We start from the raw sequence: 22757 nt of genomic DNA on the forward strand, positions 1-22757 counted from the left end.
TGTGGAAAAATCGGAGGTAATGAAAGAGTGTATACGCTGACTGGAGTTTAATTCTTCAACCACTACTTATATAAATATAGAATTCCTCGCAAATAAGTCAGAAAATATAAACATTAATTTATATTAAAATATATGTATAAAAATGTAGATTAATGTTTTATTGTCTGGTATAGTGATAAATATTCAAGTTAATGAATTAATATACAATATTACAGGGGGATATAACATGAAAAGAAATTGGTTAGTTGGACTAGTTGGACTACTTTTGGCGATAGCACTTGTGGCGTGCGGGGCTTCTAATGAAGACGGAGCGTCTAATGGAGATACAAAAGAATCAAAAGAAACACTTGTGATGGGAACGTCAGCGGATTATCCACCGTTTGAATATATAGACTCATCAAAAGGTGACGACATTATCGGATTCGATGTAGACATAGCGAACTACATTGCTGATGAACTTGGTTATACAATTGAAATTAAAGATATGGATTTTAGTGGACTAATTACAGCACTTAGTAGTGAACGAGTTGATTTTGTTCTTGCAGGTATGACTCCAACAGAAGAACGAAAGGAAAACGTAGACTTCTCTGAGATTTATTACACAGCAAATCACATGATTGTGTCTTCAGCAAGTAACAAGATCACAACTCCTGAGGAACTAGAAGGCAAGAAAGTTGGCGTGCAACTTGGCTCTATTCAAGAAGATAAAGCGAATGAGATAAAAGACGGCGGTGTAGGCATGGAAATTATTACACTTAACCGTATACCAGAACTCATTCAGGAACTTAAATCTGGTAGATATGACGCTATTGTTATAGAGGATACGGTTGCGAATGGCTATTTAAAGAGCAATGATGATTTGTCAGGAGAAAACCTTCCAAATACTGAAGAAGCTGGATCGGCAGTAGCATTTCCTAAGGACAGTGAGCTTACAGAAGAGTTCAATAACGTAATTAAAGATATGAAAGAAAATGGAAAAATGGACGAACTTATCGAGAAATGGTTTGCACAGGACACCGTAGAATAACAATACAAGAAGAGAAAGGTTGAACAGGCATGAATTTGGACTTCACCCAATTCGTGCCTAATATTCCATACATCTTACAAGGAATATTGGTCACGTTAAAATTCGTAAGTGTATCTGCAATTGTCGGGTTCGTTCTAGGAACGATTCTCGCACTATTTAAAATCGGTAGAGTTAAGATCCTAAGCTGGATTGCGGATGCTTATACATCTGTATTTCGTGGAACACCACTTATTTTGCAACTCTTACTATTCTATCATGCGACTCCGCAGTTAACTGGATATGATATTAGTGCGTTTGAAGCAGGGGTACTATCATTCGGGTTAAACTCCGCTGCATATATATCTGAAATTATACGAGCTGGAATTAGAGCTGTTGATACTGGTCAGAATGAAGCGGCAGCTGCACTTGGGATTCCATATCGTCCGATGATGAAAGATATCATTTTACCGCAGGCAATGAAAAATATACTACCTGCCTTGATGAATGAATTTATTACACTAACGAAAGAGTCTGCGATTGTTTCGGTTATCGGTGTTTTTGATATTATGAGACGAAGTCAAATAGTTGCTGCAGAGAAATTTAAATACTTCGAGCCATTACTTATTGCTGGAGTAATTTACTACTTACTCGTTATGATTCTAACGCTTGCTGGCAAAATGGTAGAAAGGAGGATGAGCCGAAGTGATTAAGATAGAGAATCTCCAGAAGAATTTCGGGCAGAATGAAGTCCTGAGTGGGATTACGACTGAAATTAATAAAGGTGAAGTAGTGGCAATTGTTGGACCATCTGGTTCAGGTAAATCCACGCTACTTCGCTGTATGAATCAGTTAGAAGAGCTAACATCCGGTACCATTTGGATAGACGATCAACAATTGAACGATTCAAAAACAAACGTGATGGAATTACGTCAAAAGATCGGTATGGTTTTTCAACATTTCCATCTCTTCCCACACAAAACAGTATTAGAGAATTTAATATATGCTCCAATGAAAGTGAAAGGTGAAGGTAAGGAAGAAGCAGAATCAAAGGCTCATCAGCTTTTAGACCAGGTTGGTCTTTCTATGAAAGCTGATGAATACCCTAAGCGTTTATCAGGAGGACAGAAACAACGTGTTGCTATTGCTAGGGCACTTGCGATGGAGCCTGAATACATGCTGTTCGATGAGCCAACATCTGCACTTGATCCTGAGATGGTTAAAGAAGTACTCGATGTAATGAAGTTACTTGGCACAACAGGAATGACGATGGTCATTGTGACTCATGAAATGGCGTTTGCAAGGGAGGCGGCTGATCGGGTTCTGTTTCTTGATGAAGGAAAGCTTGTTGAAGAAAACTCCCCTTCTGAGTTCTTTAATGAACCGAAAACGGAACGCGCCAAAGCCTTTCTTGATAAAGTATTGTAAAAGCGAACCTTAAAGGTCGCTTTTTTAATGGAATGATTTTACCTATGTAAACGTTTTTATGGAAAAAGATGCTGTTCAACTTGTAGAAAATGGTTTAGACTCTGTAAGTTGAAGGATATTAATGGAGTAACTACTAGTGGAAGGAAGTATCGTGATTGAAAGTGAAAATTGGTTATCGAACGCTAAAAACAGCAGTAGGGACAGGAGTAGCAATTACGATTGCACAATTGCTTTCCCTAGATAATTATGTATCAGCTGGAATCTTAACGATCCTCTGTATAAAGCCGACTACAAAACGTTCATTTAGAAGTTCGTGGGAAAGATTTCTAGCCTGTTTATTAGGGATTGTATTTAGTGCTGTATTCTTTGAAGGTATTGGTTATACGCCATTTAGCATCTCGTTATTGTTACTCTTCTTTATACCTGTAGTCGTTGCAATTAAAGCGACAGAAGGGGTTATCACAAGTTCTGTTATCATATTGCATATTTATAACTTTAATACCGTAAGCTGGGATATTGTTTGGAATGAAGTAGCCATCATAGTTATTGGGATAGGTGTCGCGCTTATCTTTAACCTTTATATGCCAAGTCTCGAGAAAGATTTGTTGCATATTAGAAAACAAATTGAAGATAAGTTCTCAACTATTTTAGAGGAATACGCTGTTTATCTGAGAGAAGGGGAAAGCCACTGGGGTGGCAAAGAAATCTTAGAAGTCGAAGAACTCCTTCGAGATGCAAAGAATCTTGCTCTGAAAGATATTGAGAATCATATGCTTCGGGATGATGATAAGTACTACGTGTATTTTAAAATGAGGGAGAAACAATTTGCGATTCTTGAACGGGTTCTTCCAATCATTTCATCTCTCGATCAAACGTATATTCACGGTAAGAAAATGGCGGAGTTCATGGAAAAGCTAAGCCGATCAGTGAAACCTGAAAATACAGCGAATGTATTTCTTCATGAATTAGAAGAAATGCGTGAAGAATTTAGGAATTCACCGCTTCCTGCTGATCGAGATGAATTTGAAACACGTTCTGCTCTGCTATATTTTCTAAATGAAATTGAACAATACTTATTGCTCAAGCGCTATTTTAAACCAGGTGCCTTCTCAAAAGCTGAATGAATCAACGGAATGGACGCATGCTAATGAGTAAAAGGAGATAACAGTATGATCCAACTCTTCTTGTCTTTATGCTTAACAGCATCCATTCTGTTTCCTATCGGAGATCAACCAAACCCTGGAGATCCATTTATTATTGTAAATAAAGCATCGAATGAACTCGCTTTTATTAATGAAAATGAAATTAAGAAGGTGCGACCAGTTGCGACAGGCAGAAACAAAGAACTAACTCCTGAAGGAACGTTTACAATTATAGTGAAAGCTGAAAACCCTTATTATAGAAAGAAAAACATTGCTGGAGGCACTAAAGATAATCCGCTTGGAACACGATGGATTGGCTTTGATGCGAAAGAGACAGATGGTCGCATGTATGGCTTACACGGTACAAACCGACCAGATTCCATTGGACAGTATACAACGGCTGGCTGCGTGCGTCTTCAAAATAATGAGATTGAAGCTCTGTTTAATGAGGTGCCAATAGGAACGCGTATATTAATCACATCAAGTTCCGATTCTATTGAAGATATTGGTGTGCAAGCAGGGGCGCTTTCTAAATAACACATTCTTAGCAACGTAAAACAGGAGGCTGTCATTTGACAGCCTCCTGTTTTATATAGTGAAGAACGAATTAATATTGTGCTTAAAATAACATAGCAGTTGCTCCTGCAAACAAGCTAAGTAGCATGGAAATAATCATGATATAAACAACAATTTTTGTCGCTTTACGAGGCATGAGAGTCCCTCCCCAAATTGAACATTCTATCGTTATTTTACATGTATTCATATAAAGGGACAAGCTGATCTCATGAATAATCTTTAACTTTCACTACTTCTTTGCTACAATTTGTTCAAATAAGCAGGAAAACGCTTTCTTGAAACAGAATAGTATATAAGTTAGACATCTGATATTCGAAAGTATTTACTATAGTGTGACTACCAGGGAGGAATGGAGATGGCGACAGATCAGACAGATTTTCAAAAACAATTCGAGGAATGGAAAGCCTTTACAGAAAAGCTAATAGCAAAATACCCAGAGAAAAAAGAAGTATTTAAGACAAGCTCTGGAATTGATATAGAACGTCTTGGCCACCCAGAAAGAGTAGACCAAACCTACATGGATAAGTTAGGGCTACCGGGACAATATCCATACACACGGGGTATACAACCGACTATGTATCGTGGAAGAACATGGACAATGAGGCAATATGCTGGTTTTGGATCTGCTGAAGAGACGAACAAACGCTTTCGATATTTACTGGATCAAGGACAAACTGGGTTATCTGTTGCGTTCGATCTTCCTACGCAGATAGGATATGATTCTGACGACATGATGGCAAAAGGGGAAGTAGGGAAAGTTGGCGTAGCAATTGATTCACTCGATGATATGGAAGCGCTTTTACGAGATATTCCACTTGATAAAGTAAGCACTTCTATGACAATTAATGCGCCAGCATCTGTTCTCCTTGCCATGTATATTGTCGTTGCAGAAAAGCAGGGTGTGTCCCAACAAGACATTTCAGGAACCATTCAAAATGATATTTTAAAAGAATATATTGCTAGGGGAACTTACATTTTTCCTCCAAAGCCATCAATGAGACTCATAACTGATATTTTTGCTTATTGTGCAGAACATGTTCCACGTTGGAATACGATTAGTATCTCAGGCTATCACATACGAGAAGCGGGATCTACTGCGGCTCAAGAATTGGCATTTACTATAGCGAATGGCATTGCTTACGTGGATGCTGCGATTGCAACCGGATTAAAAGTAGACGACTTTGCACCTAGACTTGCATTTTTCTTTAACGGACATAATCAGTTTCTTGAAGAAGTAGCCAAATTCAGGGCTGCGAGAAGAATCTGGTCGAAAATTATGAAGGAACGCTATGGAGCTAAGAAGCCGAAAAGCCTACAGCTACGTTTCCATACACAGGTGGCTGGATCGACTTTGACGGCACAACAGCCAGATAACAACATTGTTCGCGTTACACTTCAGGCGCTTGCAGCCGTCTTTGGAGGCACACAAAGTTTGCATACAAATGCAAAAGACGAGGCGTTAGCTCTTCCAACTGAAGATTCGGCACGAATTGCCCTCCGTACGCAACAAATTATTGCAAATGAGAGCGGCGTTACCGATACTGTAGATCCATTAGGTGGTTCTTATTACATCGAACAACTTACAGATGAGCTAGAAGCTTATGTGTTTGACTATATTCAAAAGATTGATGATATGGGCGGCGCTGTTTCGGCGGTGGAACAGGGGTATATGCAACAAGAAATTCATCAGGCATCATACGTTACTCAGAAGAAAATAGAAAGCGGCGAAGAAGTCGTAGTTGGTATGAACAAATACAAGCTTGACGATGAGCCTAAGCCTGAACTGCACCGAATTGACCCTGAGCTGCAGCGTAAACAAATTGAGAAATTAGAGACGCTCCGTCAAAAGAGAGACGAAAGCCGAGCGAGCGCTCGATTGGAAGAGTTGAGAAGTGGAGCAAAAGGAGATCAGAATCTCATGCCACTTATTATTGATTGTGTAAGAGATTATTGCACGGTTGGTGAAATATGCGGTGTTCTTAGGGAAGAATTTGGTGAATATACAGGAATCTAATGAAACAGGGAGTGAAGAGACATGAAGAAAATTCGAGTATTGATTGCAAAGCCTGGACTTGATGGTCATGACAGAGGGGCACTCGTAGTGGCTCAAGCGTTGCGTGACTATGGAATGGAAGTCATTTATACAGGACTGAGACAAACACCACAACAAATCGTAGCAGCAGCTATACAGGAAGATGTCGATGCCATTGGGCTTTCTTGTTTGTCAGGTGCGCACAATGAATTATTCCCTGAAATCGTTTCGTTGCTAGATCAACGGCAAGCGGGGGATATTATTGTAGTCGGTGGTGGGGTAATACCGTGGGAAGACATTCCGTTCCTTGAATCGAAAGGCATTCAAAAAGTGTTTACGCCAGGAACACCTACAAAAGACACGGCAATCTTCATCGAGAAAGCGGTTTTTGAACGCGACGGTATACAGAAGACGGAGAAAGAACCTCCGAAAAAAATCGATCACATTGGTATAGCAGTGTCATCGCTTGAAGAAGCCTTGCCATTCTATGTGAACCAACTTCATCTGAAGCTTGAAGCAATTGAAGAAGTACCTTCAGAAGGAGTAAAAGTAGCATTTATGAAAATTGGCGAGTCCAGAATTGAACTATTAGAACCGATGAGTGAAGAAAGCCCAATTGCCTCCTTTATTAAAAAAAGAGGAGAAGGGATTCATCATATTGCCCTTGCGGATGATCGAATTGAAGAGAGGCTACGAGAGCTTTCAGCAAATGGCGTGAGGTTGATTCATGAGACACCTGTAAAAGGAGCAGGCGGAGCTAATATTGCCTTTTTGCATCCTAAGTCAGCAGGAGGAGTGCTTTACGAGCTTTGTGAGAAGGATACGAAGGAGGAAGAGTAATGGACATGTACGATAAAATTAATGAATTGTATGATCGTCGTCGTAAGGTAGAGCTTGGTGGTGGCGATGAACGAATTAATAAACAGCACGATAAAGGGAAGTTAACAGCAAGAGAGCGCATCGATTTACTTGTAGATCCAGGCTCTTTCGTGGAATTAAACTCCTTTATTGAGCACCGCTCACAAGACTTTGGAATGGCAGACAATAGTGCTCCAGGTGAAGGCGTTGTTACTGGATACGGGAAAGTAAATGGACGACCGATTTACCTGTTTGCACAAGACTTCACCGTTTTTGGTGGTGCACTTGGAGAAATGCACGCCAAGAAGGTTGCACATATAATGGATCTTGCAGCAAGGAATGGGGCGCCAATCATTGGTTTGAACGACTCCGGAGGTGCTAGAATTCAAGAAGGTGTGTTATCATTGGACGGGTATGGTCACATCTTCTATCGTAATTCAATCTATTCTGGAGTTATACCACAAATTTCAGTGATAATGGGACCATGTGCTGGTGGAGCGGTGTATTCGCCTGCCATTACAGATTTTGTTTTCATGGTAGAAGACACGAGCCAGATGTTTATTACTGGTCCTAAAGTAATTGAAACTGTAACACGTGAGAAAATTACTGCAGAAGATCTTGGCGGAGCGAAAGTGCATAGATCAAAAAGTGGAAACGCCCATTTTACAGGCAAAACGGAAGAAGAAGTACTCGCAAGCGTTCGTGATCTCGTGGACTATCTTCCTCTTAATAATGAAGAGAAAAGCCCAATGAAAGAAACATCTGAACGCGATGATTTTTGTCCAGATCTAGCTGATATTGTGCCATTTGACTCAACAAGACCGTATGACGTTAGGAACGTTATTGAATCTGTCGTTGATAAGGATTCTTTCCTTGAAGTACAGGAACATTTCGCAAAGAATATCGTGATAGGTTTTGCCAGGATTAAAGGGGAAACAGTTGGGATGATTTGCAATCAGCCAAAAGTAATGGCGGGTGGATTAGACATTGATTCGTCGGACAAGCTTTCCCGATTTATTCGCTTCTGTGATTCATTTAATATTCCTCTTATTACATTTGAGGACGTTACAGGTTTCTTCCCAGGTATTAAGCAGGAGCACGGTGGAATTATTCGTCATGGAGCGAAAATTCTCTATTCCTATTCAGAAGCAACAGTTCCTAAGATTACGGTTATACTAAGAAAAGCATATGGTGGGGCTTACGTAGCGTTAAACTCTAAATCAATTGGAGCCGACCTTGTTTATGCGTGGCCAAATGCGGAAATAGCCGTTATGGGGCCTGAAGGTGCAGCGAACGTTATTTTTGCAAGAGAAATTAACGAAAGTGATTATCCTGAACAAACACGAGCCGACAAAATTGAAGAGTATCGTGAGAAATTCGCCAACCCTTACATAGCAGCTTCACGTGGCATGGTTGATGATGTCATTGATCCTCGTGAAACAAGAATTAAATTGATGCAAGCTCTTGAATTAATGAGAAACAAGAAGGAAGAGCGTCCAAAGAAGAAGCACGGCAATATACCACTTTAAACAGAATTCTAGGAGGCAACACCATGATTAATGAACAAAGACTTGTTGATGAGTTTTTAGAACTTGTCCAAATTGATTCCGAAACCAAACACGAAAAGAAAATCGCAGGTATTCTTAAAGAGAAATTCACAGCACTTGGTGTGGAAGTAGAAGAAGACGATGCGGCTAGTAAAACGGAGCACGAAGCTGGTAATTTAATTTGTACACTTAAAGGGACTGTGGAAAATGCAGATCCAATCTACTTCACATCCCACATGGATACAGTCGTGCCAGGTAATGGCGTGAAACCATCGATTAAGGACGGATATGTTGTAACGGACGGCACGACGATTTTAGGTGCAGATGATAAAACTGGCTTAGCGGCGATGTTTGAAGCCATTCGTGTTTTGAAGGAACAGAACATAGAGCATGGTACGATTCAATTTATTATTACAGTTGGTGAAGAATCAGGATTGCAAGGCGCAAAGGTGCTTAACCCAGAGAAGCTTATTGCTAAGTTCGGTTACGCTCTAGATAGTGATGGCGAAGTGGGCAAAATCATTACAGCTGCTCCAACTCAAGCCAAAATTAAAGCTACGATTTATGGTAAAACTGCGCACGCAGGTGTTGCACCTGAGAAAGGCGTTTCAGCTATTACAATGGCTGCTAAATCAATTGCCAAAATGCCTCTTGGTCGTCTAGATGACGAAACAACTGCTAATATTGGACGATTTGAAGGTGGTTCCCAAACGAATATCGTATGCGATTACGTTGAGGTTCTTGCTGAAGCGCGCTCACTTGTTCCAGAAAAGATGGAAGCACAAGTAGAGAAGATGAAGAATGCTTTTGAAACAACAGCTAAAGACATGGGTGGATCAGTCGATCTTGATATTCAAGTGATGTATCCAGGCTTTAAATTCAGCGATGGGGATTATGTTGTTGAAGTTGCAAAGAAAGCGATGGAGAAGATTGGACGTCCTCCAGAACTTCTTACTAGTGGCGGAGGAAGCGATGCAAACGTCATCGCTGGACACGGCATTCCTACCGTTAATCTCGCTGTTGGGTATGAAGAAATTCACACGAAGAATGAGCGTATGCCAGTGAAAGAATTAATAAAGGTATCTGAAGCCGTTGTATCCATTATTCAAGAAGTTGCAAATGCATAACGCATAAATGATCATGGGAACATTGTCGCATTTTGGACATTGTTCCTTTTTGTATATGAGCTGGCTGTGGCGAGTTTCCTATATTATGTTAAAATAGATTGGTATATTTACAATTAACGAAGTGGAAGCGGTGTTTATATGGACTCTATTCAAACTCATAAACTGATGAATTATATGCGTGGTACATATAAGGTACTCGAAAATGAATGGCAGAAAAATGCAAGAGAAATTGGACTAACCCAGGCAGAGCAACATGTGATGTGGATTGTTTATTTAGAAAATGAAGTAACGATTACTAGAATTTCTGAAATTGGCTTATGGGATGTCTCCACAGTGATGCAAGTACTGAAGCGTCTCAAGAACAAATCATTTGTAAAGCTTGAAAAAAAAGCAAACGATCGACGCGTTTCTTATGTAAGTCTTACTGATGAAGGACTAGAAAAAGTAGATGATAGTACTCAATATTCCTATTCTGTCATGAGTTATTTGGATGAATATAGACAAAAGTCCGAAGAAAATGCAGAGTTTTTGAAACTGATGTATCAATTTCAACTAAACTTTAATAAACATTTTCACGGTAGTGAATTCGTAAATTGGGTGGAAAAGCAAAAGCTCCCCATGCGGTGACAGGCACCACCGGTTTAGCTTGATTTAACTCGAAATATGTCGATTGATGCGGTTAAGGAGGTGGTCATAATGGAGAAGCAAGGGACTCAAGGACGTGGAAGAATTATCTTTCACGTTGATATGAATAGTTTTTACGCTTCAGTTGAAGCAGCACATAACCCTGATCTAAGGGGTAAACCACTTGCAATTGCTGGGAATGTAGAAGAAAGACGCGGCATTGTTGTAACTAGCAGTTATGAAGCAAGAAAAAAAGGCGTGAAAACCACTATGCCTGTATGGCAAGCGAAAAAACACTGTCCAGAGCTACTCGTTATGCCACCTAACTTTCCCCTGTATCGCCAAACTTCTCTTCAAATCTTCGAACTGCTAGAATCATATACCCCTCTTGTTCAACCAGTCTCAATTGATGAAGGATATTTGGATTTGACGGATGACTGTGGTGACAAAAGCCCGGTTGTGATCGCTGAAGAGATACAGAAGCGGATACATGATGAGATTGGCATTCCCTGTAGTATTGGAATTGCTCCTAATAAATTCCTTGCCAAAATGGCTTCAGATATGAAAAAGCCGTTAGGTATAACTATTTTGCGGAAACGTGAGATAGACAAATTACTCTGGCCGCTTGATGTAGGGGAAATGCACGGAGTAGGAAAGAAAACAAAAGAGAAACTACAAGAGCTTAAAATCACAACAATCCACGATCTCGCTCATGCGAATCCTGTTCAATTGGAAATGAAGCTTGGAATTAATGGGAAGCGACTCCATGATCGAGCCAATGGAAATGATAATCGACCTGTAGACCCTGACGCTATCGACGATTTTAAAAGCGTGGGGAATTCAACCACCTTTCCTGAGGATCTTGTTGACCATCATCGGATTAATACGGCATTAACAAATCTCGCTGATTCTGTTGCGAAGCGAATGGCCAAAAAGAATGTGCTGAGCTTTAATATCCAGTTAACGATTCGATACAATGATCGTACGACTGTCACTCGAAGCAGAAAATTACAAAACCCCATTTCTCAATCCGGAGATATTCTAGAAGCAGCGCAACATTTATTCGAGAAGAACTGGTCTGGACAGCCGATTCGTTTGCTAGGTATCACAGGGCAAAGTCTCATAGATCGTAACGAAGCGACAGTGCAGTTAGATTTATTTTCGTTCGAAGCTGATACCAAACGGGCTGACTTGCAAAATACAATTGGTTCAATTCGAGCTAAATATGGAGAAAGTTCTCTTCTTAAAGGTAACCAGCTTGGTAAAGATGGAAGTCATACATTGAGAGACGAGAAGCGACGCGGGACGAGTCTTGACCGTGATTTTCTTTGGAATTACAAAAAGAAGAAAGAATAACGAAAAGTGATAATGCATTGTATCTTTCACACATCAAAGAAGTGGGAAGAAAACAAGCAGAAGTAAATCAAAAACTAGGTGGGAAAGGATAGGTACGATCATATTTGATGTTCGTTTATACAAATAACCCCATACCGTTCCTGCTAGCACAGCTGCTACAAGCAATAGGAGAGCCCCGGCATAAATATGTGCGCTCATATAGAGAAGCGCTGCTACAAATACCGAATAGCGTAAGGACAATTTCTCTACCTGATCTTGGACAGCTCCTCTCCAGAACAATTCCTCACCTGGGATGATGACAAGGATGAGGCTAACATAATGCCAATTTTGTTTAGGCGAAACGAGACGATACAACTCTTCTAGTTGTGTGATCGACTCAGGAAAAAGAGATAGCATAACTAGTTTCCCTAGATAAAAGATCAGGTATAGAAGAATACCACTTCCTAGTCCATAAAAGATTTGTAGTGAAGAAGGTTTTCTCCATCTGGCATTACGGATCGAGAAGATAGCAAGCACTAGGAGTGATGCCGTGAAGAGAGGCCAGAATAAGTCTTTGAAAAGGAAGAATGATAGAAAGAGAAGAACGTGAGCAAGCACGATCGTTCCTAATAATTTGCGAATCGGTGACACGAGTTTCAGCTCCTCAGAAAGAATTCATACATATAGTTTAGCCTAAGTACGTAAGGTTTGCGACTAACTGATTTCAAAAGGTGGAATGGTAATGGAAATCACATTTCTTGGAACTGGTGCAGGTATTCCCTCAACAAAACGCAATGTAAGTTCTGCAGCTCTCAGGCTTGATTCAGGTGACACCTGGTTATTTGATTGTGGTGAAGCAACACAACATCAAATTCTCTCAGCATCGATTACACTTAGCAAAATAACCAAAATTTTTATTACACACTTACATGGTGATCATATTTTTGGATTACCAGGACTTCTTGGAAGTCGTTCTTTTCAAGGTGGACAATCAGAGCTTGTTATTTATGGTCCTAAAGGAATTAAGTCTTTTCTTGAAACCGCATTACGTGTAAGTAACACTCATCTTAGGTATCCATTACGGATAGAAGAAATAGAAGATGGCATTGAATTAAATGAAAAGGGGTTTACAATTCGAACCGGACTTCTGGAGCACGGGATTGAGAGTTACGGCTACCGTGTTGAAGAAGATGAAAAACCTGGTACGTTACATGCTGATAAACTGATGCAGCTAGGAGTGAAGCCAGGTCCAATCTATAAGAAGCTAAAAGATGGCGAGTCGATTGAACTTGACGGTCACATCATACGTCCAACTGATGTTATCGGTCCAGCGATTAAAGGTCGTTGTGTTGTCATTTGTGGTGACACTCGTTATTCAAATAGAGCGGTTGATTTGGCGAAAGGTGCAGATCTACTCGTACATGAAGCAACATTTTCTCAAGATAAACAAACGCTTGCACATGATTATTATCATTCAACTACAGTAGAAGCAGCGCGTGTTGCAAATAGAGCAGAAGTGTCATGGCTGATCGTAAATCATATTAGCTCCCGGTATCAGGATGAAGATGAGCGTCAGTTACTTAATGAAGCAAGAGCTGTCTATCCAAATACAGATATTGCTTTTGATCAAATGACATTTCAAATCCCATTAAAAAAAACTGGCTCGATATGAGCCAGCTTTTTTGTAAGAAGTTTATTAATTCCAACCTCGTTCATATTGCTTTGGTGCCTTAAGTTCTGCACCTAGTTCTGAGGCTGCGGTACGAGCCCAGTAGGGGTCTCTAAGGAGTTCTCTTGCAAGTAGAACTAAATCTGCTCGATCGTTGTGAATAATTTCTTCTGCTTGAAGTGGGTGTGTGATTAACCCAACAGCACCAGTAGGGATATTCGCTTCTTTCTTTATTCTTTCGGCATGTGTAACTTGATAGCCAGGATAAGCGTCAATTGTAGCCGGAACTACGCCACCTGTACTACAGTCGACAAGATCGATGCCTTGTTCTTTCATTTCATTTGCAAAATAGATGAAGTCATCCATTGTATTTCCTTCTTCATTATATTCATCCGCAGAAATTCTCACGAACAGCGGTCCGTTCCACACTTCTTTCACTTCATTAATGACTTCTCTTAGAAAGCGATAGCGATTTTCTTTGGAACCTCCGTATTCATCCGTTCGCTTATTTGTTAACGGAGATAGAAATTCATTCATTAAGTAACCGTGAGCACCGTGCAATTCGATCACATCAAACCCAGCCTCATCTGCTCTTCGTGCACCTTCCTTGAATGCGTGTATCGTTTCATTTATTTGGTCAGTTGTCATCTCTTCTGGGGTTTTCCTATCTTCACTGAACGGGATAGCTGAAGGGGCAAGGATCGGTCCATCTAGAACTGCTTTTCGACCAGCATGTGCGAGTTGAATCCCAACTTTCGCTCCTTGCTCTTGAGAAAGCTGAACAATTTTCTTTAACCCTTCAATATGCTGATCACTCCAGATACCGAGATCCTGTGGAGAGATTCGCCCTTGTTGAGTGACTGCTGCAGCTTCGGTAATAATAAGACCAGTACCGCCAACAGCTCTTGACGTGTAGTGCGTATAATGAAAGTTTGTCGCTTTTCCGTCTTCTGCTTCACATGAGTACATACACATTGGACTCATAACAATTCTGTTAGGAAAAGTGACGTTTTTGATCGTGTAGGGTGTAAATAATGCTGATGACATCGTATCTCTCCTTTGTTCCTTCTTTCGTGACCCTAAAAGTATAGCATGTGCAAGAATAGAAGTCGCAAATCATGCTTTATCGTGTTACAATGCTCCATAAATTTTTCCACCATGGTTGTTTTTGCTGTGCTATCTGCTTGTTGTGCATGATATTGAGAGCTAGATCAGGAACATCTGTCATAAGGCCATCCACTTCCCAATCAAGAAATTTTCTGATCCACTTTTCCTCATTAACTGTGTATGGACGGATCTTAACCCCATGTGAGTGTATGGATTTAATCTGTGACTCCGTTACAAGCTTATATTGTGGATGAAGGGCTTTCGCTTTTAGTTTCTTTGCATATTTGCAAGGTTCGTTTAAATTCCCTTTGTAAAGCGGCGCAGTTTCAAGCTTAGACCAAAGTTTATGAACATCAAGAAGACGCTGGTGTTCAAAAGATGAGATAATTGTATTCTTCTCAGAACGTAGCTGTTTAATTAGTGGAATAGTTGTTTTGGCAAGCTGATCATCGTATTCGCTGTAATATTTCAATTCAATATTTAGCCATAGATCTGGGTATTGGTTCGCCCATATGAGTACTTCTTCAAGGGAAGGGATGCATTCATTCTTGAAGTTTGAAGAAAACCAGCTTCCAGCATCAAGCTTGCTTAAATCCTCAAAACTTGTTTGAGTAACAGTCCCTTTCCCAGATGTCGTACGCTTTAATGTTCGATCATGGATTACGACAGGTACGCCGTCTTTTGAAAGCTGAACATCGATTTCAATTCCTTCTGCACCAATTTCTACAGCGCGTTTAAAGGCACTCATTGTGTTTTCAGGACGTTGTCTACTGGCTCCTCTATGAGCAAAAATGATTGTCATGATTTACCCCATTTCTTCTGGTCTTTTCGGGATTTGTATGTATAAAATATGATAAACGGATCAAAAGTTCATAAAACTCCGTCTATTCCCATTAAACCTACCAAAAAGAAGTGTTATTTGCAAAAAGTAGAGACATAAGAGGGGGCTTAGGATATGGGGAAATGGCAAACAAAAGAGACGTTAATGTATTTGCTAACGAGGTTGGTTGAACATCACAGTGTGACTGGTACTTATCCTGAAGTTGCTCTTGCGGAGTATATTCATCTGCAACTTCAGGATTTGTCATATTTCAAGGAGAATCCTGACCAGCTCGCACTGCATCCTACTAGTGATGGACGGTCTTTTGTTACTGGTCTTGTAAAGAATGGCGATTCTAAAAAGACAGTTATTTTAATTAGCCATTTTGATGTTGTTGATGTTGAAGATTTCGGTCAGTTGAAAAATTTGGCTTTTAGTCCGTACGATCTAACAGAAGAAATATATAAAAATCTTGATAAAATGCCAGAAGATGTTCAGGAAGATCTAAAAGCAGGTGAGTGGTTGTTTGGTCGAGGAGTGATGGACATGAAGGCTGGGCTTGCGTTACAAATGAGCATCCTCGAAAAAGCAAGTATGGGTGCTTTCGATGGGAATGTCCTCCTGTTGACCGTGCCTGATGAGGAAGTGAACTCTCTTGGCATGATTGAAGCTGTACCGGTTCTTGTAGAGCTTGCAAATGAATACGGTCTTCACTATACAGCGTGTTTAAACTCAGAACCTGTTTTCACCAATTATCCAGGAGACCAAAATTTATATGTGTACACTGGTTCGATTGGAAAGCTTCTTCCAGGATTTTTCTGTTATGGTCAAGAAACGCATGTGGGTGAACCTTTCTCAGGGTTAAATGCGAATTATATGGCAGCAGAAGTGACGCGTGAGCTTGAACTTAATGCGGACTTCTGTGAAGTGATAGATGGAGAAGTAACACCTCCGCCGACAAATTTAATGCAAAAAGATTTGAAAGAAGAATATTCCGTTCAAATTCCACATGTTGGTGTCACTTTATTTAATGTTCTTGGCATGGAAAGTAGTATTCAAGACATTACTGATAAATTGCTCAAAGCTGTACGTATAGCAGCGAATCGGATAGAAGATCGCTATATTGAAAGAGCTACTGAATTTTCTAAGCTTCAAACATACGTGCCAAAACCTTTTCATGTGATGGTACTAACGTATGAGCAGCTTCATGAACGAGCGGTGGAATTGTTCGGAGAAGCAGAAATTAAACGTCGCCAAGATTATATTACAGCTAACTTTAAAGACCTCGGTGATCGTGACCTTTCGACGAGAATGGTATTTGATCTTGCAGCTCTTTGTAAAGAGGATGGGCCGATGATTATTCTTTTTTATAATCCTCCTTTCTATCCTGCCGTTTCATCGCGTCATGATCCGTTTATACAAGAGACGATAAAAGAGATTGTTTCTTACAGTAAAGAGAAACATCAAGTCACGCTTAAGCCACAGCATTATTTTCCTGGGCTATCTGATTTAAGTTTCGTTGGACTTGAACGGACGAAAGAAACAATTCAGCCCTTAATGGATAACATGCCATTGTATGGTCAATCGTATGAACTCCCACTTGATGCCTTAGAACAACTCAAGATTCCTGTTATGAATCTTGGTCCCAAAGGAAAGGATGCTCACAAGTGGACAGAGCGTTTGGAGGTAACTTACTCATTTGAAACGCTTCATGACATGTTACCTTATACGATTAGGAAACTCCTCCGTTGAGCTTTCTATTTTATGCATGTAGAAGAAGTTTGGTATTATGAATAGGGCAGAAAAAAAGGAGCCCTTTATGATTAAAGCATTACGTATGATAGCACTTGTGTTATTTGCTTTCTTTTTTGTATTTGCAGGTATTGCTCACTTTGCTGAAGGAGAAGGGTTTGCGGCAATGTTACCTCTATGGATTCCATTTCGATTGGAACTCGTTTACGTAACTGGCTTGCTTGAAATCATTCTTGCAGTTCTCCTGTTATGGCCAAGTACAAGAAAGCAGGCAAGGTTTTGGACAGTAGTTTATTTAATTGTTATTTTCCCAGCTAATATTTATGCAGCAATAGCTGGAATTCCGGCACCAGGCCAGGAGGAAGCGAATCAAACACTTTTGTGGGTTAGACTGCTATTCCAACCATTATTAATCTGGTGGGTCTACTGGGCCGCGAAACCGAAAGACAGTATGACAAAATAGTCATGCTGTTTTTTCTTAAATAAAGAACGTTGTTAACAACTGCCCATTTTAGGGAATAGTAGATATAGATGATAAGAGGAAGGAGTAGGTGGTATGGAGCAAGCAACAATTGCTATTAAAGGAATGACCTGTGAACATTGCAAGTCAGCGGTTCGTACTGCTTTATTAGAACTTGATGGGGTATCGGCGGTAGAAGTACATTTAGATGAGGGACATGCAGATGTTACGTTTGATGCTAACAAGGTTCCTACTTCAAAGTTGAAAGAAGCCGTGGAAGAGCAAGGGTACGACGTTGGATAACAACACAAAAACCAGCTGAACACTCAGCTGGTTTTGTTAATTCTATTAAAAAGTCATTTAGAAAGTGTGAGCCGCATCTTTTGCACGTGCAATTGCATCCTGCTTAATTTGTTCTGCTTTCTCTGGCATCGCATTATGCCCTTCTACAAACAGACCCTCGAACTCCGGTACGCCATAGAATTGCATCATTACTGAGAAGTAGCGATGTCCCATTTCCATATCGGCAGCTGGTCCTTCAGAATAAACGCCACCACGTGCTTGAATGTGAATCGCCTTTTTATCGGTGAGAAGTCCAACAGGACCGTTCTCCGTATATTTAAAGGATTTTCCAGCTACTGAAACAGAATCTAGATAAGCCTTCATAACTGGTGGAAATGAGAAGTTCCAAAGAGGTGTTACAAAAACATATTTATCTGCATTGATGAATTCGTCACTTAACTCGTTAAGGCGCTGAACTTTCTCTTTCTCACTTGCAGACAACTCTTCAAATCCTTTTCCAGATTGCAGTTTACTCCATCCGCTGAAAACATCAGCATCGATTTGTGGGATGTTTTCACGGTATAGATCAAGATGAACGACTTCATCATTCTCATTAACGTCCTTGTAAGTATCAATAAACGATTTACCTACTGCCATACTATAAGATTGTGTATCATCATGTGGATGTGCTGTAATATATAGAACTTTTGCCATTTCGATAAACATTCCTTTCAAGTTGAGTTCAATTATCTCGAATTAAAAATATCTTAATTCAAGATAAATAATATAACAGATTACGAAATGATTCAACTAATATGCTTCACACATTTTATTTGCTCTTTTTTAAAGCGTCATAGATAACTCAATAGGGTGGATAAAAGAAAAAGACTTGCCGCATTGGCAAATCTTTTTTCTGTCATTTTTCATTTGGTAATTGATAAGGATTGCAGCTAATACATTTTCTAATTTCATCCGTCATTTTAAAGGGTTCTTTTTGTAGCTCATTTGAAGGAGCAGAATAAATCTTACTTCCATCGTAATGGAGTGGTTTAGTTTTCATTTATATTCCTCCTTACTTTGATTATCTATATTTTACCTTTTATTAGTCTCTAATGAAATTGTTTTTTGTCATTATGAATGATTACTATAGAGGGTTTATCATTCGTTAATGAATATGCTTAATATCATGTAAGAAATAAGGTAAACTGAAGTGAGTTGGAATAAGTGGACAGCTATTCATTCGTCCAATGTTGGTTAAAGGAGCTGTCATAATGGAAATTTCATCGATTTTACTAGGAATCTTATTTGTATTAAATCTTGTATTTGCAGTCATCGTTATTTTTCTCGAACGAAAAGATGCCGGAGCTACATGGGCTTGGCTTATGGTTTTGTTTTTTATTCCGTTTCTTGGCTTTATCATGTATTTACTATTTGGACAAAACCTAAGTAGAAGAAGATTATTTGACTGGGATAATATAAAGAAGGTAGGGATTGAAGATCTGATTGAAGAGCAGGTCAGTGAAATCAAAAGTGGAATCTATCCCTTTAGACATGAAGAAATTGCGAGGCACAAGGAACTCATTTACATGCATCTCGTAAATGATGATGCTGTTTTGACGCAGGACAATTCGATTCAAATCTTTACAGATGGAGAAGAGAAGTTCGATGCCTTACTCGACGATTTAAGTCGTGCGAAAGATCATATTCATTTTCAATACTACATCTTCCAAAAAGATAACCTTGGAAGAAAAATTGTTCAGAAGCTCGCACAAAAAGCAAGAGATGGTGTGAAAGTTCGTGTTTTGTATGATGAGATGGGTTCTCGGAAAACAAGGAAGGGATTCTTTCGGGAACTAATTGAAGCGGGCGGAGAAGTGGAAGTTTTTTTCCCTTCACGCATTCCATATGTTAATACGCGCTTAAACTATCGAAATCATCGCAAACTCGTTATTATTGATGGAAACCTTGGTTATGTAGGAGGATTTAATGTAGGGGATGAGTATCTAGGTTTAAAAGCAAAGTTTGGCTACTGGCGTGACACACATCTCCGTATAGAAGGTAGTGCAACACTTGCAATGCAAACGAGATTCCTGCTGGACTGGAATCACGCTGCACGTAATAAGGTAGGGTATGAAGCCTGTTATTTTCCGATTGTGGAACCTAAAGGAAAAGCAGGAGTGCAGATTGTTAGCAGTGGTCCTGACTCTGAATGGGAACAAATTAAAAATGGCTACATTAAACTGATCTCTTCAGCAAACCATACAGTCTTTATTCAGACACCTTATTTTATCCCAGATGCAAGTTTGTTAGACGCTTTGCGAATCGCAGCACTTAGTGGAGTAGACGTGAGGTTAATGATCCCTAATAAACCAGACCATCCATTCGTTTACTGGGCAACTTACTCTTATGTGGGGGAACTCTTGAAAGCTGGAGCTAAAATGTATATCTACCAGAATGGCTTTATTCATGCAAAAACAATTGCTGTTGATGGTGAGATTTCATCAGTTGGGACAGCTAATATCGATGTACGTAGCTTTCGACTTAACTTTGAGGTTAATGCTTTTATTTATGATGAAGACATTTCAAAACAACTTGAAGAGATTTTCATTAACGATATGGATAAAAGTACAGAACTAACGTTAGAAGGGTACCATGAACGATCAATGTGGATTCGATTTAAAGAATCTATTTCAAGGTTACTATCACCAATTTTATAATTTGAGAAAGAGAGTGTAGTCGTTTCTACACTCTCTTTTTTTCGTGATTACTTATGAAACCTATGCTCCTCATCAATCGTCTATATAAGACTTCCAATTGATTACGAGAAAGAAAGTAGAAGTTATTCACTTTTAAGGAAAAAAGTCCTAATAATCCTATGTTATGATAGATGGGAAGATAAGGAAATTGTGTTGGGGGGCACTATATGATTAAAGAAAAAATGAAAAAAACACATGTGCCGTTTCGGTTAAATATTTTATTTCTTTTCGTATTTTTACTATTTTCCGTCTTAATTCTAAGGTTGGGGGTAATACAAATTGTCCAAGGGGAAGATTTTGAAAGGATTTCAGAACAAACTGAGAATGTAACGGCGAAATCATCAGCACCACGAGGGAAGATGTATGACCGGTATGGTCGCGTTCTTGTTGATAACGAGCCAACGTTTACGCTAACGTACATTCGAAATCAAAACACTAAACAGCAAGAGCGTCTTGAAGTAGCGCGCCAATTATCTCACTATATTGAGATGGATACAGACAAGATAACTGAGCGAGATTTAAAGGATTTCTGGATCATTACGAGACCAGATAAAGCGAAAGCGAAATTAACAGAAGAAGAGTGGACAAACCTGACTTCGAAGAAAGCTTATCAACTACAGATTGATCGAATTAAAGAAGAAGACTTAAAGGAAATTACAGATAACAAAGATGAATTAAAAGTGGCAGCGATTAAACGAGAGATGGATACAGGTTATGCACTGTCTTCTCAATCTATTAAAAAAGGGCTGACTCGTAAAGAAATCGCTAAGATTAGTGAGAATCTTGGAGACCTCCCTGGTGTTGATATTGCACCTGATGCCGAGCGAGTCTATCCTTATGACGAAACTATGGAGACTATGTTTGGAAATCTCGGTCAAATTCCTAAGGAATCGTTGAAGTCTTATACCATAAAAGGGTATGAGCAGAATGATTTAGTTGGAATTAGTTATCTTGAGAAACAATATGAAGATCTCTTAAGAGGTCAAAAAGCCTTGAAGAAATATGTGACAGACAAATCAGGTAAACCAATTGGGGAACCAGAGAATATACCAGGTAAACGTGGGAATGATCTTGTTCTGACTGTGGATATTGATTTACAGCAAGAGCTTGAAAAGATTCTTGAAGAAGAATTGAGGAAAGCAAGGTCTCGAGGAAACCCATATGCTGATCGGGCTTATGCTATTGGAATGGATCCTGATACTGGAGAAATCTTAGCATTTGGTGGCACGAAATATAGTTCTAAAGAAAATGATTATATCGAGTATTCTTATGGGACGCTTTCAGAAGCATATGAAATGGGGTCAGTTGTTAAGGGGGCTTCTGTTCTGACAGGATACCAAACAGGTGTAATCGGTCATGGTACGACGCTGTATGATACACCTATTGAGATCCCGAAAACAAAGGCAAAAGCATCCTATAGTAATCTTGGTTATGTTAATGATTTAACTGCTCTAGAGCGTTCTTCAAACGTTTATATGTTCCGAATTGCTATGAAAATCGCGGGATATAATTATACTCCTAACACGGCTGGCATCCCATGGAATCGTGATGCTTATAATCAAGTGCGCTATCATTTTAACCAGTTTGGACTAGGAACAAGAACAGGTATCGATATGCCTATTGAGACGACAGGTATTAATGGAGGTACACAACAACTTGGGAACTTAATGGACTTAATGATTGGTCAATTTGATACGTATACGCCACTTCAAATGGCACAATATATCTCCACCATTGCAAACGGTGGTCAACGTATTCAACCGCATTTCTTAAAAGAAGTTCATGAAGCGTCGCAGGTAAATGGTTTATCTAATATTATTGTAGATCAATTCGAGACGAATGTTTTAAATCATATTCAGATGTCTGAAGGAGATCTGAATCGAGTTCAAAATGGTTTCTGGAGAGTAACGAATGGAAGCAATGGTACTGCAACGAAATACTTTAAAGGAACAGACTTTACACACGCGGGTAAAACAGGAACAGCTGAAGTAGATAAGGGATTTAACTTAACCTTTGTAGGTTATGCTCCTTATGAAGACCCTGAAATAGCTTTAGCTGTTGTCGTTCCTAATTTAAGCAGTGATCGAAATGAATCGGTTAACAAAGACATTGCTCGAAAGTTGTTCAAAGCTTATTTTGATTTAAAAGATGAACCAAAAAGTGCTGCACCAACGGCTAAAGAAGAAAAAAAGGAAGCTTCTTAACATGAAACCATAAGACACAAAGAAACCTCACACTG

At 39.5% G+C, this 22757-nt stretch carries 23 protein-coding genes; 17 read left to right on the top strand and 6 right to left on the bottom strand.

Features of this window, described 5'->3' with window-relative positions:
* The first annotated feature begins 226 nt into the window (after positions 1-226).
* From AB986_RS00755 to AB986_RS00775, 5 genes are all read left to right on the top strand, one after another.
* The gene (locus tag AB986_RS00755; RefSeq protein ID WP_048308982.1) at positions 227-1027 is read left to right on the top strand and encodes a transporter substrate-binding domain-containing protein; all 801 of its coding nucleotides are present in this window, start codon (positions 227-229) and stop codon (positions 1025-1027) included.
* A 29-nt stretch (positions 1028-1056) separates the two neighbouring features.
* Entirely contained in the window at positions 1057-1716 is a 660-nt protein-coding gene (locus tag AB986_RS00760; protein WP_048308983.1) for an amino acid ABC transporter permease, read from the top strand.
* On the top strand, positions 1709-2431 hold the full coding sequence (locus AB986_RS00765; RefSeq protein ID WP_048308984.1) for an amino acid ABC transporter ATP-binding protein: 723 nt from the start codon (positions 1709-1711) through the stop codon (positions 2429-2431). Before AB986_RS00760 ends, AB986_RS00765 begins: the two co-directional genes overlap by 8 nt.
* A gap of 155 nt (positions 2432-2586) precedes the next feature.
* Positions 2587-3555 carry an aromatic acid exporter family protein gene (locus tag AB986_RS00770; RefSeq protein WP_048308985.1) on the top strand — a complete coding sequence of 323 codons (969 nt, stop codon included), beginning with the start codon at positions 2587-2589 and terminating at the stop codon, positions 3553-3555.
* A 45-nt stretch (positions 3556-3600) separates the two neighbouring features.
* A complete protein-coding gene (locus AB986_RS00775) occupies positions 3601-4110 on the top strand; it encodes a L,D-transpeptidase (protein WP_048308986.1) in 510 nt (169 codons plus the stop codon).
* A gap of 82 nt (positions 4111-4192) precedes the next feature.
* Here AB986_RS00775 and prli42 read toward each other — a convergent pair whose 3' ends face one another.
* The gene (gene prli42 / locus AB986_RS22170; RefSeq protein WP_142329569.1) at positions 4193-4285 is read right to left on the bottom strand and encodes a stressosome-associated protein Prli42; all 93 of its coding nucleotides are present in this window, start codon (positions 4283-4285) and stop codon (positions 4193-4195) included.
* Between the two features lie 219 nt (positions 4286-4504).
* Here prli42 and AB986_RS00780 point away from each other — a divergent pair, with 219 nt between their 5' ends.
* The 6 genes from AB986_RS00780 to AB986_RS00805 all read left to right on the top strand — a co-directional run bounded on the left by AB986_RS00780 (position 4505) and on the right by AB986_RS00805 (position 11693).
* Positions 4505-6163, top strand: coding sequence for an acyl-CoA mutase large subunit family protein (locus AB986_RS00780; RefSeq protein ID WP_048308987.1), 1659 nt, complete (start codon positions 4505-4507; stop codon positions 6161-6163).
* Positions 6164-6184: 21 nt separating this feature from the next.
* Entirely contained in the window at positions 6185-7021 is an 837-nt protein-coding gene (mce, locus tag AB986_RS00785) for a methylmalonyl-CoA epimerase (protein WP_048308988.1), read from the top strand.
* Entirely contained in the window at positions 7021-8568 is a 1548-nt protein-coding gene (locus AB986_RS00790) for an acyl-CoA carboxylase subunit beta (protein WP_048308989.1), read from the top strand. The genes mce and AB986_RS00790 overlap by 1 nt, the downstream gene beginning before the upstream one ends.
* 23 nt (positions 8569-8591) lie before the next feature.
* Positions 8592-9713 carry a M20/M25/M40 family metallo-hydrolase gene (locus AB986_RS00795; protein ID WP_048308990.1) on the top strand — a complete coding sequence of 374 codons (1122 nt, stop codon included), beginning with the start codon at positions 8592-8594 and terminating at the stop codon, positions 9711-9713.
* A gap of 138 nt (positions 9714-9851) precedes the next feature.
* Positions 9852-10340, top strand: a complete 489-nt coding sequence (locus AB986_RS00800) for a MarR family winged helix-turn-helix transcriptional regulator (protein ID WP_048308991.1) — start codon at positions 9852-9854, stop codon at positions 10338-10340.
* 69 nt (positions 10341-10409) lie between these two features.
* The gene (locus AB986_RS00805; RefSeq protein WP_053215988.1) at positions 10410-11693 is read left to right on the top strand and encodes a DNA polymerase IV; all 1284 of its coding nucleotides are present in this window, start codon (positions 10410-10412) and stop codon (positions 11691-11693) included.
* A gap of 33 nt (positions 11694-11726) precedes the next feature.
* On the opposite strand, the gene AB986_RS00810 is transcribed toward AB986_RS00805, so the two are convergent.
* Positions 11727-12323 carry a CPBP family intramembrane glutamic endopeptidase gene (locus AB986_RS00810; protein WP_053215989.1) on the bottom strand — a complete coding sequence of 199 codons (597 nt, stop codon included), beginning with the start codon at positions 12321-12323 and terminating at the stop codon, positions 11727-11729.
* Positions 12324-12414: 91 nt separating this feature from the next.
* Here AB986_RS00810 and rnz point away from each other — a divergent pair, with 91 nt between their 5' ends.
* Positions 12415-13344: a ribonuclease Z gene (gene rnz, locus AB986_RS00815; protein ID WP_048308994.1), complete on the top strand. Its 930-nt coding sequence runs from the start codon at positions 12415-12417 to the stop codon at positions 13342-13344.
* A gap of 24 nt (positions 13345-13368) precedes the next feature.
* Here rnz and namA read toward each other — a convergent pair whose 3' ends face one another.
* Both namA and AB986_RS00825 read right to left on the bottom strand, forming a co-directional pair.
* Positions 13369-14388 (bottom strand): NADPH dehydrogenase NamA, encoded by a 1020-nt coding sequence (gene namA, locus AB986_RS00820; RefSeq protein ID WP_048308995.1) that lies wholly within the window; start codon positions 14386-14388, stop codon positions 13369-13371.
* A 76-nt stretch (positions 14389-14464) separates the two neighbouring features.
* Positions 14465-15250: a glycerophosphodiester phosphodiesterase gene (locus AB986_RS00825; RefSeq protein WP_048308996.1), complete on the bottom strand. Its 786-nt coding sequence runs from the start codon at positions 15248-15250 to the stop codon at positions 14465-14467.
* A 153-nt stretch (positions 15251-15403) separates the two neighbouring features.
* On the opposite strand from AB986_RS00825, the gene AB986_RS00830 reads away from it, so the two are divergent.
* The 3 genes from AB986_RS00830 (at position 15404) to copZ (ending at position 17783) form a co-directional block, all read left to right on the top strand.
* Entirely contained in the window at positions 15404-17020 is a 1617-nt protein-coding gene (locus AB986_RS00830) for a M20/M25/M40 family metallo-hydrolase (RefSeq protein ID WP_048308997.1), read from the top strand.
* Positions 17021-17087: 67 nt separating this feature from the next.
* Complete coding sequence (locus tag AB986_RS00835; protein ID WP_048308998.1) at positions 17088-17483, top strand: DoxX family protein; 396 nt, start codon at positions 17088-17090, stop codon at positions 17481-17483.
* Positions 17484-17576: 93 nt separating this feature from the next.
* The gene (gene copZ / locus AB986_RS00840) at positions 17577-17783 is read left to right on the top strand and encodes a copper chaperone CopZ (protein ID WP_048308999.1); all 207 of its coding nucleotides are present in this window, start codon (positions 17577-17579) and stop codon (positions 17781-17783) included.
* Positions 17784-17840: 57 nt separating this feature from the next.
* Here the strand turns inward: copZ and AB986_RS00845 are convergent, their stop codons facing one another.
* Entirely contained in the window at positions 17841-18476 is a 636-nt protein-coding gene (locus AB986_RS00845) for an FMN-dependent NADH-azoreductase (protein ID WP_048309000.1), read from the bottom strand.
* A gap of 202 nt (positions 18477-18678) precedes the next feature.
* Complete coding sequence (locus tag AB986_RS22525) at positions 18679-18822, bottom strand: hypothetical protein (RefSeq protein ID WP_169749935.1); 144 nt, start codon at positions 18820-18822, stop codon at positions 18679-18681.
* 211 nt (positions 18823-19033) lie between these two features.
* Here AB986_RS22525 and cls point away from each other — a divergent pair, with 211 nt between their 5' ends.
* The gene (cls, locus tag AB986_RS00850) at positions 19034-20479 is read left to right on the top strand and encodes a cardiolipin synthase (RefSeq protein WP_048309001.1); all 1446 of its coding nucleotides are present in this window, start codon (positions 19034-19036) and stop codon (positions 20477-20479) included.
* Positions 20480-20685: 206 nt separating this feature from the next.
* Positions 20686-22722, top strand: coding sequence for a peptidoglycan D,D-transpeptidase FtsI family protein (locus AB986_RS00855; RefSeq protein ID WP_048309002.1), 2037 nt, complete (start codon positions 20686-20688; stop codon positions 22720-22722).
* Positions 22723-22757 lie beyond the last annotated feature (35 nt).

Origin of the sequence: Guptibacillus hwajinpoensis (assembly GCF_001039475.1) — a bacterium.
Lineage (GTDB): Bacteria > Bacillota > Bacilli > Bacillales > Guptibacillaceae > Guptibacillus > Guptibacillus hwajinpoensis.

What these genes read in the sequence shown, in the direction of transcription:
- AB986_RS00755 (WP_048308982.1), top strand. Translation starts at nt 227, where the DNA reads ATGAAAAGAAATTGGTTAGTTGGACTAGTTGGACTACTTTTGGCGATA.
- AB986_RS00760 (WP_048308983.1), top strand. Translation starts at nt 1,057, where the DNA reads ATGAATTTGGACTTCACCCAATTCGTGCCTAATATTCCATACATCTTA.
- AB986_RS00775 (WP_048308986.1), top strand. Translation starts at nt 3,601, where the DNA reads ATGATCCAACTCTTCTTGTCTTTATGCTTAACAGCATCCATTCTGTTT.
- prli42 (WP_142329569.1), bottom strand. Translation starts at nt 4,285, where the DNA reads ATGCCTCGTAAAGCGACAAAAATTGTTGTTTATATCATGATTATTTCC.
- AB986_RS00780 (WP_048308987.1), top strand. Translation starts at nt 4,505, where the DNA reads ATGGCGACAGATCAGACAGATTTTCAAAAACAATTCGAGGAATGGAAA.
- mce (WP_048308988.1), top strand. Translation starts at nt 6,185, where the DNA reads ATGAAGAAAATTCGAGTATTGATTGCAAAGCCTGGACTTGATGGTCAT.
- AB986_RS00790 (WP_048308989.1), top strand. Translation starts at nt 7,021, where the DNA reads ATGGACATGTACGATAAAATTAATGAATTGTATGATCGTCGTCGTAAG.
- AB986_RS00795 (WP_048308990.1), top strand. Translation starts at nt 8,592, where the DNA reads ATGATTAATGAACAAAGACTTGTTGATGAGTTTTTAGAACTTGTCCAA.
- AB986_RS00800 (WP_048308991.1), top strand. Translation starts at nt 9,852, where the DNA reads ATGGACTCTATTCAAACTCATAAACTGATGAATTATATGCGTGGTACA.
- AB986_RS00805 (WP_053215988.1), top strand. Translation starts at nt 10,410, where the DNA reads ATGGAGAAGCAAGGGACTCAAGGACGTGGAAGAATTATCTTTCACGTT.
- rnz (WP_048308994.1), top strand. Translation starts at nt 12,415, where the DNA reads ATGGAAATCACATTTCTTGGAACTGGTGCAGGTATTCCCTCAACAAAA.
- namA (WP_048308995.1), bottom strand. Translation starts at nt 14,388, where the DNA reads ATGTCATCAGCATTATTTACACCCTACACGATCAAAAACGTCACTTTT.
- AB986_RS00825 (WP_048308996.1), bottom strand. Translation starts at nt 15,250, where the DNA reads ATGACAATCATTTTTGCTCATAGAGGAGCCAGTAGACAACGTCCTGAA.
- AB986_RS00830 (WP_048308997.1), top strand. Translation starts at nt 15,404, where the DNA reads ATGGGGAAATGGCAAACAAAAGAGACGTTAATGTATTTGCTAACGAGG.
- AB986_RS00835 (WP_048308998.1), top strand. Translation starts at nt 17,088, where the DNA reads ATGATTAAAGCATTACGTATGATAGCACTTGTGTTATTTGCTTTCTTT.
- copZ (WP_048308999.1), top strand. Translation starts at nt 17,577, where the DNA reads ATGGAGCAAGCAACAATTGCTATTAAAGGAATGACCTGTGAACATTGC.
- AB986_RS00845 (WP_048309000.1), bottom strand. Translation starts at nt 18,476, where the DNA reads ATGGCAAAAGTTCTATATATTACAGCACATCCACATGATGATACACAA.
- AB986_RS22525 (WP_169749935.1), bottom strand. Translation starts at nt 18,822, where the DNA reads ATGAAAACTAAACCACTCCATTACGATGGAAGTAAGATTTATTCTGCT.
- cls (WP_048309001.1), top strand. Translation starts at nt 19,034, where the DNA reads ATGGAAATTTCATCGATTTTACTAGGAATCTTATTTGTATTAAATCTT.
- AB986_RS00855 (WP_048309002.1), top strand. Translation starts at nt 20,686, where the DNA reads ATGATTAAAGAAAAAATGAAAAAAACACATGTGCCGTTTCGGTTAAAT.